Annotated in this window: 15 protein-coding genes; 5 read left to right on the top strand and 10 right to left on the bottom strand. The window is 42.8% G+C overall.

Annotation, left to right across the window (positions count from 1 at the left end):
* Window positions 1–43 precede the first annotated feature (43 nt).
* Both R7E47_RS21740 and R7E47_RS21745 read left to right on the top strand, forming a co-directional pair.
* Window positions 44–2,137 carry a TonB-dependent receptor gene (locus R7E47_RS21740; RefSeq protein WP_017634328.1) on the top strand — a complete coding sequence of 698 codons (2,094 nt, stop codon included), beginning with the start codon at window positions 44–46 and terminating at the stop codon, window positions 2,135–2,137.
* Window positions 2,138–2,396: 259 nt separating this feature from the next.
* A complete protein-coding gene (locus tag R7E47_RS21745) occupies window positions 2,397–3,101 on the top strand; it encodes a nickel/cobalt transporter (RefSeq protein ID WP_017634329.1) in 705 nt (234 codons plus the stop codon).
* An 80-nt stretch (window positions 3,102–3,181) separates the two neighbouring features.
* Here R7E47_RS21745 and R7E47_RS21750 read toward each other — a convergent pair whose 3' ends face one another.
* Window positions 3,182–3,505, bottom strand: a complete 324-nt coding sequence (locus tag R7E47_RS21750) for a cupin domain-containing protein (RefSeq protein ID WP_017634330.1) — start codon at window positions 3,503–3,505, stop codon at window positions 3,182–3,184.
* Between the two features lie 3 nt (window positions 3,506–3,508).
* Window positions 3,509–4,315 (bottom strand): class I SAM-dependent methyltransferase, encoded by an 807-nt coding sequence (locus R7E47_RS21755; protein WP_017634331.1) that lies wholly within the window; start codon window positions 4,313–4,315, stop codon window positions 3,509–3,511.
* 212 nt (window positions 4,316–4,527) lie between these two features.
* Here R7E47_RS21755 and R7E47_RS21760 point away from each other — a divergent pair, with 212 nt between their 5' ends.
* The 3 genes from R7E47_RS21760 to R7E47_RS21770 all read left to right on the top strand — a co-directional run bounded on the left by R7E47_RS21760 (window position 4,528) and on the right by R7E47_RS21770 (window position 7,800).
* The gene (locus R7E47_RS21760; protein WP_318085054.1) at window positions 4,528–5,229 is read left to right on the top strand and encodes a Crp/Fnr family transcriptional regulator; all 702 of its coding nucleotides are present in this window, start codon (window positions 4,528–4,530) and stop codon (window positions 5,227–5,229) included.
* A gap of 22 nt (window positions 5,230–5,251) precedes the next feature.
* Complete coding sequence (locus R7E47_RS21765) at window positions 5,252–6,694, top strand: tetratricopeptide repeat protein (RefSeq protein WP_318085055.1); 1,443 nt, start codon at window positions 5,252–5,254, stop codon at window positions 6,692–6,694.
* Window positions 6,695–7,434: 740 nt separating this feature from the next.
* Window positions 7,435–7,800, top strand: a complete 366-nt coding sequence (locus tag R7E47_RS21770) for a hypothetical protein (RefSeq protein WP_025998596.1) — start codon at window positions 7,435–7,437, stop codon at window positions 7,798–7,800.
* 185 nt (window positions 7,801–7,985) lie between these two features.
* On the opposite strand, the gene R7E47_RS21775 is transcribed toward R7E47_RS21770, so the two are convergent.
* From R7E47_RS21775 to R7E47_RS21810, 8 genes are all read right to left on the bottom strand, one after another.
* A complete protein-coding gene (locus R7E47_RS21775; RefSeq protein WP_258483165.1) occupies window positions 7,986–8,411 on the bottom strand; it encodes a hypothetical protein in 426 nt (141 codons plus the stop codon).
* Between the two features lie 143 nt (window positions 8,412–8,554).
* Window positions 8,555–9,082 (bottom strand): CbrC family protein, encoded by a 528-nt coding sequence (locus R7E47_RS21780; RefSeq protein WP_318085056.1) that lies wholly within the window; start codon window positions 9,080–9,082, stop codon window positions 8,555–8,557.
* Between the two features lie 137 nt (window positions 9,083–9,219).
* Window positions 9,220–9,591 carry a hypothetical protein gene (locus R7E47_RS21785; RefSeq protein WP_250156242.1) on the bottom strand — a complete coding sequence of 124 codons (372 nt, stop codon included), beginning with the start codon at window positions 9,589–9,591 and terminating at the stop codon, window positions 9,220–9,222.
* A complete protein-coding gene (locus R7E47_RS21790) occupies window positions 9,573–9,893 on the bottom strand; it encodes a type VI secretion system amidase effector protein Tae4 (RefSeq protein WP_250156243.1) in 321 nt (106 codons plus the stop codon). Before R7E47_RS21790 ends, R7E47_RS21785 begins: the two co-directional genes overlap by 19 nt.
* A 360-nt stretch (window positions 9,894–10,253) precedes the next feature.
* A complete protein-coding gene (locus R7E47_RS21795) occupies window positions 10,254–10,700 on the bottom strand; it encodes a hypothetical protein (RefSeq protein ID WP_258669389.1) in 447 nt (148 codons plus the stop codon).
* 3 nt (window positions 10,701–10,703) lie between these two features.
* On the bottom strand, window positions 10,704–11,039 hold the full coding sequence (locus R7E47_RS21800; RefSeq protein ID WP_258483147.1) for a hypothetical protein: 336 nt from the start codon (window positions 11,037–11,039) through the stop codon (window positions 10,704–10,706).
* Window positions 11,040–11,172: 133 nt separating this feature from the next.
* Window positions 11,173–11,571 carry a DUF6232 family protein gene (locus R7E47_RS21805; protein WP_025539256.1) on the bottom strand — a complete coding sequence of 133 codons (399 nt, stop codon included), beginning with the start codon at window positions 11,569–11,571 and terminating at the stop codon, window positions 11,173–11,175.
* A gap of 646 nt (window positions 11,572–12,217) precedes the next feature.
* A complete protein-coding gene (locus R7E47_RS21810; protein WP_258483146.1) occupies window positions 12,218–12,835 on the bottom strand; it encodes a LysE family translocator in 618 nt (205 codons plus the stop codon).
* Window positions 12,836–12,930 lie beyond the last annotated feature (95 nt).

Genomic DNA, 12,930 nt, shown 5'->3' on the forward strand with positions numbered 1-12,930 from the left:
CATCAAATGTTTTCTTCTTTTTTTATTAAGGAATACTCAGGTCATGAAGCCCATGGATTTAAACAGTGGCATCACCATCACTAATACTGGCAAGACTAAACTTGCCATGCTCATTGGTGTAATTTGCCTTGGAGCCAGCACCACTCTTTCAGCAGAGCAAGTGGACAACAGCAATACTAAGAAAGGCCAAGAAACCCTAACAACCCTAGAAACCATTGTGGTACTTGGTGAAAAACTCGGTGGTACACTTGCTGAGAACACAAGCTCAGTCACCGTTTTTACTGATGAAGCAGACAATGGCGAAGATCAAACATACTACGATCTACTCGATCGCGTCCCGAATGTACTGAATGCCCCTTCTGGTATTCCACATATTCGAGGTGTCGATGGTCGTGGGCCTGGTGAAGGCTTCCTTTCCTTCATGACAGGAGCGACACCAAGGGTGAATACAACCGTTGATGGCGTGTCAGAGTCATGGACTGGTGAAGCCTTTGGTAAAGCCGGATTGTGGGATACAGAACAAGTAGAGATTTATAAAGGCCCTCAATCAACCAACCAAGGCCGAAATAGTATTGGCGGCGCGGTGGTCATCAAAACCAAAGATCCAACGTTCCACTTTGAAAGTAAAGTTCGTGGTGGCTACGAAAACGAAGATGACAAATATCACTTAGCTGGTGTTGTTTCTGCCCCAATCGTGTCTGAAAAGCTCGCATTTCGATTAGCCGCCGAGGGCACAAAGGGTAATACACCAATTGATTACTCGCTGCCCGATAATGACCAATATCCATGGGACCCTTCTGAAGTTGAATCCTATAATGTGAGAGGTAAGCTGTTATTCAAACCGATGTCTAACGATAAGCTTACGCTAAAACTAACATTGGCTAGCCGTAATGAAGAAGGTCAATATACAAATCTGGTTTCTGAAAAAGGTAAGTTTGAATACATTGATGAAAACGGTACTCGACGTCAAACAACCGAAAGCTGGAATGCAAATTTTGACATAAATTACTTAATCAATGATGAATTAACCCTTGATGTATTGCTTGCGCGCCGAGACTATAATACGAAATTCAAAGCTTATCCTCGTACGGACTGGTGGGGTGATGTTGATGAAAAAAACTACACCGCAGAAGCGAAGCTATCTTATAACTCGTTAGATGACAAATACAATGCCATTGTCGGGGTAAGCAGTTTTTACAAAGATCAGGATACGCAAACAGACTCGATGAAGCGTAAAGATAAAGTTCTGACCAACTCAATTTACTTCGATTCAAAAGTCCAGCTCAATAACCGTTGGGGCTTGCTACTTGGCGCTCGTTACGAAAAAGATGAGCTGAAGCGTGATTTTGACCACGCAAGGTTCCCACTCGATTTCAATGCTGATGAAAGTAACGGTATTTTGCTACCAAAAGTCGGTGTAACTTTAAATGTATCAGACAATTCAATGCTTGGACTTACTGCTCGTAAAGGATACAACGCTGGTGGACTTGGATACAACGAGTACCAACAACAGGTCTTTGTGTTTGAGCAGGAAGAAGTCTGGACTTATGAGCTAAGTTCCCGTTCAACTTTCCTTGAAAATAGACTTGGTTTGACTGCAAATGTCTTCTACAACGACTATGAAAACTATCAAACGGTCGTGTATGGTGACAGTGGAAATCGTTTCGACAATTACATAGCAAACATCCCTAAAGGAAAAACATACGGTACTGAAGTTGAAACCAATTACTGGTTTGACTCAGGTCTGGACGTATTCGCATTTGTAGGCTTGTTAAAAACAGAAATCACCGAAGGACCAAGCGGTACTGTTGAAAACTTAAATGGGAATGAGTTCAGCTATGCACCTGAAGTGTCGGCTGGTCTTGGCTTCACCCAACAGCTAGATTCGGGCATTTTCTTTGGTGCTCGTGTTAATCACGTAACGGATTACTTTACAGATCTCGCCAACACCCGAAGTACGTCAGCAGGCGACTACACCATATTGAATCTCAATGCAGGTTATGCCATGAATGATCTCACCATTCGGGCCTACATTAAGAATGCAACAGATGAAGATTACGTTCTTCGCCATAAGAATGATCTTATCGAAATGGGCGGACCTCGTACATTCGGTCTTGTGGCTGATTACCAATTCTAACAACACAAAGTGCTCCGATGTTATTGTTATATAGTAACTTAAGGATGTATTGTCTATTAAGGCAGATAAATCTGCTTTTTTCGTAACGTTTATTAAGTACATCGTGACTTGTGTGTACGGCATGTATAGAGAATAGTATTACTCCCTACCAAAGACAAAATAAAGAATCGCAATTAGTCAACTCAATGGATTCCAAAGGAATCCATTTTTTTCTTCACAAAGCTAAAATGATTAACTACGGTATATCAGTGAATACCTGATGCTCATCAGCCAAGGGCAACTGTTGTACTTGTTGGGCTTCAGCTTTCTGTATGGTTTACTGCATTCGGTTGCCCCTGGACACGGTAAAACGGCAGTGACGTCAATGAGCTTGATTCATGGCTACCGTCGCCGACAAGCACTTGTGTTAATGGCGATTATTGCCGCCCTACAAGCCGCGAGCGCGTGCATTCTTTTCGTGATTACTGCCAAGATTGCAGAGCAGTTTGCTTTCAGCCTTTCCGATAATGTTCGTCTGCTGACGCAAGGTTGTGCGGTGTTTATTGTTTTATTGGCGCTGAAAGAGTTTGCGTCGGTGGTCAAGCGCCGCATCAAGCAAACACGATCTCAAGAAGATGATGATTCCGCAGGTTCTAATGACAATATTTCATGGAAAGCACTGCTACTCATCGGCTTCCGCCCTTGTACTGGTGCGGTGTTGGTTCTGTTTCTCTCTAACATGCTAGGCAGCTTAATGTGGGGCATGGTCGCGACATTCGTGATGGCTTTAGGAACGGCAATGACCAACTCGATATTGGTGTTCAACGCTTTAACGATTCAACGCCAAATGAAAAATCACAGCGCCAAACCCAATGCCAACTTGAGCAATACGCTTAACCTCGTGTTAGCAGTCACCATGGTGGCATCGGGTTTTATTCTCTATAACTTTGCCAGCGTGGCAGGATTGCAGAACTTCGTCAGATAAGTACCGCCAGCAATAAACGCAAAAGCCCCAACACTTGGTTGGGGCTGAATTTACATTGATTTGTATTTCAATACTACGTGTTACTTAGGCTCGCGCAACAGGTACAGCATCAGCTTCAATGGCGTTTTCGCGATAATGCTGTGAGGCAAATGCGCGTCCATCAACAACCAAGCGCCAGCTTTTAGTTCCTTCGCCTCTTCTTCTAACGTGAACGTACATTCTCCTTCGAGTATTTGTGCAATCGCTGACACTGCTGCAGTATGTTCGCTCATTTCTTCACCTTCGGCGAAACCGAAGATAACGCCTCGCAAACGCTCACTTTTGTACATAGGACAACTCGTAATGCCCGCTTTGGGGATATCCACTTCGCTGGCGAGATCTTCATACAAGGTGTATTCAAACATGATTTAGTTTTCCTTCTTTCTTGCGACAAGCGTTATCGCAGATAGGTTCTTTTCGTGTTTGCGGAAAATCTTACGCATGCCTAACACACGCTTTCTCGCTTGCGGTTTAGTCAGTACGTTTTTCACGATTTTTAAGAACCCACTCAAGCCTTCATCGGCGATAACACGTTTTGGTTCGAGTAAATGCATTGGAGCAACGGCTTCAAATTCAACGACCAAGCCATTCTCTTCCATCAGAGCTTTCCACTCAGCCGGTGTGATGGGTTTGGCGGGGTGTTGAATGGTCTCGGAAACTTCTCTTTGAATCGCGCGCTTTTTATCTTCATCGATTGTATCTGGCGTAATGCACAACTCATGGATACCGTAACGCCCATGAGTCGCGAGGATTCGAGCAGCCTCGGCAATAATTTCGTTTTTACGCGCATCAGATTGCATCGTCAGCATGGCTTCGCCGTAAACCACAGAAGCGCATTCCGGCTCTAACCCTGTCTCTTGTGCATTCCTGACATGACAACGTTGGTTTGAACCCTGTAAGTAAGAGCGAACAATCTCGGCTGCCTGCTGATTTTGTTCGATAGCGGTGTAGCTTGCTGGGGATTTTTCCAAGCACAAACGTGCGGTGTAACCCATACCGGGCGCGAATTCGACAACGCGGTCATCACGGGTAATTGCCAACCCTTGCAACATTTTTTGTGTCAGCTCTTTGCCACCAGGACGCAGCACTTTCTTACCCAGTTGAGCGAGTACCCAGTGTCCCGGTGTTTTTGTCACTTCTCGCCCTTCATTAGGCATGGCTAATCGTTTAGACATAATGACTCCTAAGCAAAGATGGCGACGGGAACAAAAAGAACGACCAGACCGCACAAGGCAACCCATCGAAATACGTGGCTAATACCGTCCATAACTGTTCTCCTTTCTCAGGTTGGATAAGTTGGCACATTAATCAATAATGATTATTATTTGTATCTTATCCTCCAAGTCCGAATTTGCTGCTTGATAATTATCAAGCTAAGGAAAACAGCGTGCCCGGCTCTATTGTTTCGCTCCTTAACGAAGAAGAAAAAACACAACTCTTCTCAAAACGCTCGCCTTTGCATTGCGATGCAGGGCATCAACTGTTTGAACGTGGCGAACCTGCGGAAAAAATGTATTTGGTAGAGAGAGGAAAAGTTTCATTGTTTCGTTTGATGCCAAACGGCGACGAAAAGCTGTTTCGAGTATTCATGGCGGGAGAAATGATTGCGGAAATGGCGATGTTTATGTCCCCAAGGACCTATCCGATGAGTGCCCGCGTCGTTCAGGACACCGAGCTGTCTGTTTTCCACTACCAAGATGTGTTAGCGGTGTTTACTCAATCTCCACAAACTTCATTAAAAGTAATGAACTACATGACAAATCGCATCCACCAGCTGATGGATACCGTGAACATTTTGACGCAAGTAAACGCGAATCAAAGACTGGTGATGAAGCTGGCTGACTTCTATCGCGCTCAATCGAGAAGCGAAGGGAAAATTACGTTACCCGTGACGAAAAAGCTGCTTGCAACACAGCTAGGTATGACGCCAGAGACGCTTTCTAGAACGTTCAAAAAACTGAAAAACGATGGTTTTATTACTGAGTGCGAAAGTCATATCACGCTGCTAGACATTCCCGCCATGTGCGAAGCCGTTGAACTGACACCAGAAATATTCCGACGCTCGAAGCGCAGATGTCAACAAAACTGAATCAGTGAGAGGAGGCTTCAGATTGCTGCCACAACTCAATAAGCTCACCGAAAATCCCGGTGCGATGTTTTACTGCCCTGATCTCATCATCAAAGCCGCGAATTATGATCTAATCCAACAGCCCAATAATGTTGTTTTACTCGATACCATCGCCCAAGCTTATTCCGCAAATAGTAAGTTCGATGAATCAGCAAAAGTTCGAAGCAAATTCCTAATACTCGCTCGTAACGATTACGAACGCGCTAGTGCCCATTTTGACCGAGGCATGGCATTCACATTTGCAGGGAAACATGACGACGCTATTTCAGATTACACCCAAGCTATCCGAGTCATCCCATCGGCTGCGCTTTATGCCAACCGCGCCAGCAGTTACGCCAGTATAGGCAATTTAACTTCATCAATAACCGACTACACAACTGCTCTTTCAATGTCAGATACCGGAAGTGACAGCTATAATCGTCATCTCCTTTATCGTGCACAAGTTCTGACAAAAGCTGGACAATTTCCTGAAGCGATCACGGACTACCGGAGATTGATTGCGATAGCACCAAGTAATGTTGAAGCACGCAAGGCTCTCATTCTCGTGCTTGCAGATTCTGGAAAACTGGATGAGGCAAATATCAGTTTCATCGAATTTAAAGAAAAATCTCCAGAGGACTTCAAACAATTCAGGTCAAAACTGGTCAGAATTCCTACGTTAGCCGACCAATCGGGAATCTCTGCCTCCAACCGCCTCAAACCGCGTCTGGAGGCAAAAGGAGAGCGAGCATTGTTGCACCAAATCAAAGAACTTGTACGTGGTGGCAAGTGGATCATGTATGGTAAGAACCGTATAGAATATAAAGCCAGCCCTGCGACATTGCGTCCCGCCCTATCAGGTCATCTTCAGATCGTTAACGTGACTTGCGTCAGCGATGGCCCTCAAAGTGACCTCCATCCTGTTACGAAAGGAGAGCGCCTTATTAAAGGATGTCCGAAAGACCTGCGACAATGGAATGTTTCAAACCTAATGGTCGATCTTTTAAAAGCAGACCCATTCTCACTTGATATTATTGAACCGACTTCAACAATTTCTGTAGGTGAAGGAGCCATTCTTCAGTTTGGCTACACTAAGGATAAAGAGAAAATAGGATGGCGCGATTGTATTGACGATGGCATTTTTAGCTATCAGGCTTCAGGAGAGGAAACGCGACGAGGACTTATTCCACCAGGACTGTTCTGTAAGGGGCAAGCGAATTGCAGGCAAGTTAAAGCACTACTTTCCGATCTCATCAAACGGGTTCAGAGAGCTAACCCAGAGTCCGCTCCTTCCTATTGGGATACACTCGGGTATCAGATCAATCAGCGCTTGTGGATACCTGATCGATCTGGGAGCAATCAAAGAAGACGGAAGCGAGGACAAGATCACAATGGCAAACTTATTTGCTTCCCGTGGATATGGTTTAGGGCTTATAGAACGCTATAATGCCTCTCTTGCTGATTTGAATAAGGCGATTGCACTCGATCCGACTAAAGCCGTATACTTTGATGTTCGTGCTATCGCAGCTGACCATCTAGGGAAGTCGGAGCAGGCTTATAAGGATCGTGAAACAGCCTGCTCTCTAGAAAAAAAATACTGCAAATAGTGGAAAACTACTCAATTCTATCTTGGTTTGTCATTTGTCAAAATTCCCAATTCGCTACTATGGTGTAAGGTCATGAAGTCGGGGGGAAACAAACCAGTCTTTAGTGACTTCATCCGGCTCCTTTACTCCAACCATAGACGCGGTCGAAAATGCGTTCGACGAATCAGCTGTATTTTGATCACTTTTCTCAAGTGTTAGCCTAGGTTTTGTGGATCTTAAACAACACTAACCACCAGTTCAGTTCCCATTGCGTACTGATTGAACTGCGTCTTGCTCGGTTTGTTTATCGCTTTTATACCTTAGTTCTTCAAATATCATTACTCTTCTTTCTCCTGCTCTAACTTGCTGTGGTAGAGTTCAAACAGGATTTGGTTGTCTAAGAATTGCATCACTAGGAACTCAGCAGATTATGTATTGTGGGGCTGCGGGTGATTTGCAGGTTTATGCGCTTGCTCGCATTAGCACATTTCAAAGACGCGCAGTCTCGAATCCAAATCACTAGGCTCCTCGAAATCAGCTGAAGCAGATTGAACAAATAGGTACAAATACTCCTAGCTGAGGAGGCTGAAGGATTACATGAATGATCAACCAGCTTCTCTTAGCGCAGGGGGAGCGTAAGCAGTTACGCCCGTATATTATGACCCGAGCGATGGATTCATCCGGTGGGCGATTAACTGATCGCGATATTCATGCTTATATTGTTAAGGAAGGTTTGGTAAGCACTATTATCCGGATCCAATCTACTAATTGCTCAATCACATGGTTTTTCCTAGATAACTTCACGCCCCAAACAAACATCCCAATCAATCCCAGAGCCCCCAAGACGACTTTAAAAAAAATCGAAATTGAAGTCATCAAGATCCCAGAACACATGGAACTTGAAGTGGTAAATGTAGGTTCCCAGATGAAGCAAGTTTCGGTCAGCAAAATACCACTGCCCACCTAAAGTGGCTGAGCATGGAACAAGACCATTCCACAAGAATCACCTACAAAAATAACGTGATACAAATCACATTTAAAAGTTATTTTCCGGTGTAACCCCAAATGTCACCCCAACCTAGGGCAAAATTTATTTTATTCATATAAAACAAAAACTTGAACAAAAAACCAGAATCCCTCTTAAATGCTTTGTTAGCTTTCGTACTCTACGACTTCAGCATTTTTTAGTTGATACCTTTGTAACAAAACCATTGCCCTTTCAGAAACTAAGAGTAGCCCTGTATCTGTCACGCTAAAATCGTCTTGATCTATAGTTCCAGAGACTTGGAACCACGAAAAACGAGGTAACGTACACTCTGGATATAGTTCTGCAAATACGTCAGAAGTAGATATTTCAGCCACTTCCAGATTGTATCCTGACAACTGCGATGAGCGTAAGGCCATTACTAAACGCTCAGAGACTAAAAAGCATGGAAATGAAGTCAATAAATCATCACCTAACCAACCATCAAACTGAAAATGTAGCTTTTCTATTATCGGTGGATGCAAATCGAAATTTACCAGCGTATTTTCACCCAAGCTTCCTGGAACTTCTGGTTCGATCAAATATTGGCTCATTTCATTCTCCCAAAGAAAGCTAACGCCCTGTTAAGGTGTGAGCAACGCAATACAGATGCTCCCGCATACCACCTTAAACACTTAAACCAACGCATAGTAAAAATGCCACGCGTTGCGAATCACTCTTAAACAGTTTGTTAGCTTTACGCAAAGTCCAGCGAATAAGTAAATATGCCACATGATCTACACTTGAACTTGTAGATTGCTGGGTTTCCACCTTTTTCATAGTAAGTGACTATTTGATGCCACTCATTAATACCTATTAGCTGATCGTTTAGTAAAACCTCTAATTCAGCTTCTTTTACCTGTAATAGATCAGACCTCTCTGCATCTCCATGAAATTCACAAGCATCGCCACAGTGCGATAGCCACACTTCTTGCTGCCATGAAATATAGCTTGGAGTTCTCTCGCAAACTTCCTTCACCACAGACTTATCAAGTCTAGCTTTCATCAATGGATGTGGATCAGCAAACTCTCCGTCGAATTTCTTCGCCGCCGAGCCATCAGAAATACACCAGGGACAAATAGTTTCTATGTCATGCTCAGAGTAAATAGTAGAAGTTGCCCTGTAGCCACGACTGACACCACAACATTCACAATTTTCATCTGTAACTTCTAAAGCACCCGTTTTAATGGGATCTGGATGATACTTAAATGTTGGTAATTCCATTGTACCTCCGAGTAAAGCTAACGCCGCATTAAGGTGTGAGCAACGCTACCACGAAACTTAACCATACCACCATAAACACACAACCCAACGATCAGCACTGAAAATGCTAGCGTTGGGAATCACTCTTAAATGCATTGTTAAGGCTTACTTTCATTATCACCACTATGAATGTTGAATATGCTCAGTAGCTTACTTGATTGAGCAAAATCGATACAGTAAGCAATTTCCACCTTTCCACCCTTTTTAGATGAGTAAAGACGAAGATCAGCACCTTCCAGAAGAGGAATTAGTTCATGAAAAGCTTCTAGTGGTAGATTTGAATACTCTCTATACCCCTGCATTGCCTTTATAGCATCTGAATATAGCTCACCTTTCTGATAGAAATTTGACAAACACATTGACAAAGCATATGCTTTATACCTTTCGACCTCAGACATTTCGTCTAAATTATGAGCCCACGAAACATTACAAAACACCAAAAGAAGTAATATTAGTCTTCTAATTTCCATAAGTATGCCTTTTTTGCCAATGGGAAATAACATTCGTCATTACATCTTGATCCATACCATAAAGTAGCGTGTCCTGACGCATCACTCCAAGACTCAACGTCAACAACTAGAATACCTCTATACTTTGACAGCTTTTCTACAGTAGGGTTTTCTATTGTCTGATCTGGCTCACCAAACTCATTCCGCAGAAAATCAACCAAAGCTTTCACTTTGTAGATATACCAGTTTCCCTTACCACCTGATACAGTGCTTCCACGCATAAATGGTATCTTATAACCTGCACTGTTCAGTGCATATGACATTCTAATAGCACAGGCATTTTGAAACTGTCCCTGACTTGGTGTTAGCCCATTTATATTGTAATTGACTTTCCCTCCAATAAGAGTTCCAACATCGCTGACACTTATATTAACCTGATCAAATGCTATTTCATTTTTAGCAGGCTTGGTCTACTATTCATTTACATTACTCCTTTAACAAATAAGAACATTAGAAATCAACATATTAGCCAGCTCAATAACACTAGCCAAGTAAATTATGCTTTTCTCAAGATTGCGCAATAATATAAGAGCCTTAACGCCGCATTAAGGTGTGAGCAACGCTACCACGAAACCCTAACCATACCACCGTAAACACAAAACCAAACAATGGAATAAAAAATGCTAAGCGTTGGGAATCACTCTTAAATGCTTTGTTAGGGCTTCACTCACGTAGCACAGCAAAACTATCGACTTTAATGAGTTTACCCTATTTCCGTAATCTGTTGACTCACCATGAATTACAGTATGTCTGTTTAATTTGTTAACTTCTGAACTCTCACGTTCTTTCATGTTGAATGCTATAGGTAAGCTCATCATAAATGGACTAAACAGTAACTTTTGGTAGTCGCATAAATCGGCTTCAATTATGTTTTTGCCAAACTGAGATAACTCGCTACCACGAGGGCGCATGAATAAATGCCCCTGAAACTCGCTTGAAACACAGATACCATCTACTTGAGCAAATGCTGTAGGGACTGTTAATGAATAAAGTTTAGCTTTATGCCCTGCGAAAATATCTCTTATGACGGAACTCCGGTCTGGTTGTCCAGTAATTAGAGTCTGCTCCATGCTTTAGAGGTTTGATTCATAATAGTCACACAAAATGCTATCGACTTGTTCAGGATATTCTGAAATTTTCTCAAGCACTTGCTTTTGAATTCGTAGAGGCAAAGACAAACCTACAAACCAACCATTATTAGCTAACGCGATGATAGCCTCTTTAAGTTGATCTTGCTGATTCTCAATATCATTTAATAAATCACGAAGACCCGGAGGAAACAGCTTATCTATCAGCTCAAGCTGCCGACTTAAAGCAGGAGGAATTATGTTAATAACTGGATTAGTTACCTTTTCAATCCACTCTAGTTGCTTCCAAAAATGAGGGGGGAAGTTACCTAAATTGTCCATATTTACTCCTGAGCCCTAACGCCTTGTTAAGGTGTGAGGCACGCAATACCGAAGGTTCCGCATAACACCTTAACCACTAAAGCCAACGCATAGTAAAAATGCCACGCGTGCCGAATCACTCTTGAACAATTTGTTATACGAATTTCTTCAGTGCCAACACTTGCTGTTCAAATAACTCACAATCTGACTTTGAGTATGACTTAGCTACATTAACCCATTGAACGCCCGTTTCATCTATGTGGCGAAACTCGACTTGAAGTGCATATTTAGAACAACGAAAAAGAGCAAAAACCAAACCTACAACCGTCAGACTAAGAACTAAAACTAGTAGCCATTGTGGCACCTCTTCCAACCTTGGAATAACTAACCAAACTGCCCCTGAAAAAACACATACCCAAAATAAAACTTGACCTAAATTATCAAGAAAACTTAACTTTTTAACCCTAACATTGTTTATCTTAGACAAAGGATATGAGTCTTTCTTAAACCTGAACTCTTTTGAATCCAAGTTAAAATCATTACTTTTGTACATAATTTCCCTCTATTCGTATAACGCCGCGTTAAGGGGCAGCAACGCGCTACCACCAAACTTCAATTTACCACCATAAACACAAATACCAAGACTTAAGCCAAAGTCGCCACGCGTTGACTGTCCCTCTTGAACGCTTTGTTAGCTTAATTCATGCAAGCCATTGTATACCAAAAACTGACCCCACTACGCCATGCAGTAGGAAATTGAGACATGCGACTGAGCCGAATTTACAGGTTTGAGCTTTGAATTACCTTGAACCAGACCAAAACCGCCGAGCGTGGAGACTCACGGAACTTCACATACAAAAGCTGACATTTGAATTGCTGATTTCACGCGAGGACTTTGTCACTTGCACCTAGCGAGGCGATGCTTGAATTTGCACCGCCTTAATATCAAACCGATAACCGATACAGCTTAGATAGGAGCAAGACGAGTACTAGATAAAACATTGCCAGAGCACGATATTTCGGTTTAGTTCGGAGCTAGACACTTGCTATAAGATTCTGATTTTTAGAGAGTAAGCTAACGCCCTGTTAAGGTGTGAGCAACGCAATACCGATGCTTCCGCATACCACCTTAAACACTAAAAGCAACGCATAGTAAAAATGCCACGCGTTGCGAATCACTCTTAAACAGTTTGTTAGTTTTATTGCTGGCGACTCAGTAACAAGCTTGCTCCAGACATCGCCAAAAAAGTTGCACAACCTCTATTGAAGCGCTTTGCCATTTTCGGCTTCGTAAACCATTGCCTTAAGTAAATTCCAAATATCGCATAAATCGATATTGCACCCATTTCTAAAATGAGGGACGTAGCCCCTAAAGCAAAGAACTGTTCATTTACACTCGCTGAAACATCGACGAACTGTGGTAGAAAGGCGGTAAAGATTAAGATCGCCTTTGGATTACCGGCGGCTAGCAGAAATTCTTGTTTAGCCAAACCTAATCGGTTGCGAGTATTTTCTAGTTCAGAAACAGGACTTGCTTCCGAACGCCAAAGATTAAAGGCAATCCACCACAAGTAAGCCGCGCCCACAATTTTAATCGTTAGAAATAGAGTCTCAGAAGCATAGAGCACGACTGCTAAGCCAGAAGCAGCCAAGGCAATCATTACAGCGAATGCAGCAATACGACCAAGCCCAGCAATAAAAGCGGACTTGAAACCGTAACAGCGAGCATTGTTCATGGACAATAGATTGTTTGGACCAGGAGTCATATTGAGCGCAAAACACGCAGGTATAAAGAACAATAACTTCCAGATTTCCACAATATTTCCTCCATAAAACTAACGCCTTGCTAAGGTGTGAAGTACGCAATGACCAAGCCGCCGCATGGCACTTCAACACCAAAAGCACCGCATAC

It is taken from the genome of Vibrio sp. Vb1026 (assembly GCF_033338745.1).
Classification (GTDB): domain Bacteria; phylum Pseudomonadota; class Gammaproteobacteria; order Enterobacterales; family Vibrionaceae; genus Vibrio; species Vibrio alginolyticus.

What these genes read in the sequence shown, in the direction of transcription:
- R7E47_RS21740 (WP_017634328.1), top strand. Translation starts at nt 44, where the DNA reads ATGAAGCCCATGGATTTAAACAGTGGCATCACCATCACTAATACTGGC.
- R7E47_RS21745 (WP_017634329.1), top strand. Translation starts at nt 2,397, where the DNA reads ATGCTCATCAGCCAAGGGCAACTGTTGTACTTGTTGGGCTTCAGCTTT.
- R7E47_RS21750 (WP_017634330.1), bottom strand. Translation starts at nt 3,505, where the DNA reads ATGTTTGAATACACCTTGTATGAAGATCTCGCCAGCGAAGTGGATATC.
- R7E47_RS21755 (WP_017634331.1), bottom strand. Translation starts at nt 4,315, where the DNA reads ATGTCTAAACGATTAGCCATGCCTAATGAAGGGCGAGAAGTGACAAAA.
- R7E47_RS21770 (WP_025998596.1), top strand. Translation starts at nt 7,435, where the DNA reads ATGATCAACCAGCTTCTCTTAGCGCAGGGGGAGCGTAAGCAGTTACGC.
- R7E47_RS21775 (WP_258483165.1), bottom strand. Translation starts at nt 8,411, where the DNA reads ATGAGCCAATATTTGATCGAACCAGAAGTTCCAGGAAGCTTGGGTGAA.
- R7E47_RS21780 (WP_318085056.1), bottom strand. Translation starts at nt 9,082, where the DNA reads ATGGAATTACCAACATTTAAGTATCATCCAGATCCCATTAAAACGGGT.
- R7E47_RS21785 (WP_250156242.1), bottom strand. Translation starts at nt 9,591, where the DNA reads ATGGAAATTAGAAGACTAATATTACTTCTTTTGGTGTTTTGTAATGTT.
- R7E47_RS21790 (WP_250156243.1), bottom strand. Translation starts at nt 9,893, where the DNA reads ATGTCATATGCACTGAACAGTGCAGGTTATAAGATACCATTTATGCGT.
- R7E47_RS21795 (WP_258669389.1), bottom strand. Translation starts at nt 10,700, where the DNA reads ATGGAGCAGACTCTAATTACTGGACAACCAGACCGGAGTTCCGTCATA.
- R7E47_RS21800 (WP_258483147.1), bottom strand. Translation starts at nt 11,039, where the DNA reads ATGGACAATTTAGGTAACTTCCCCCCTCATTTTTGGAAGCAACTAGAG.
- R7E47_RS21805 (WP_025539256.1), bottom strand. Translation starts at nt 11,571, where the DNA reads ATGTACAAAAGTAATGATTTTAACTTGGATTCAAAAGAGTTCAGGTTT.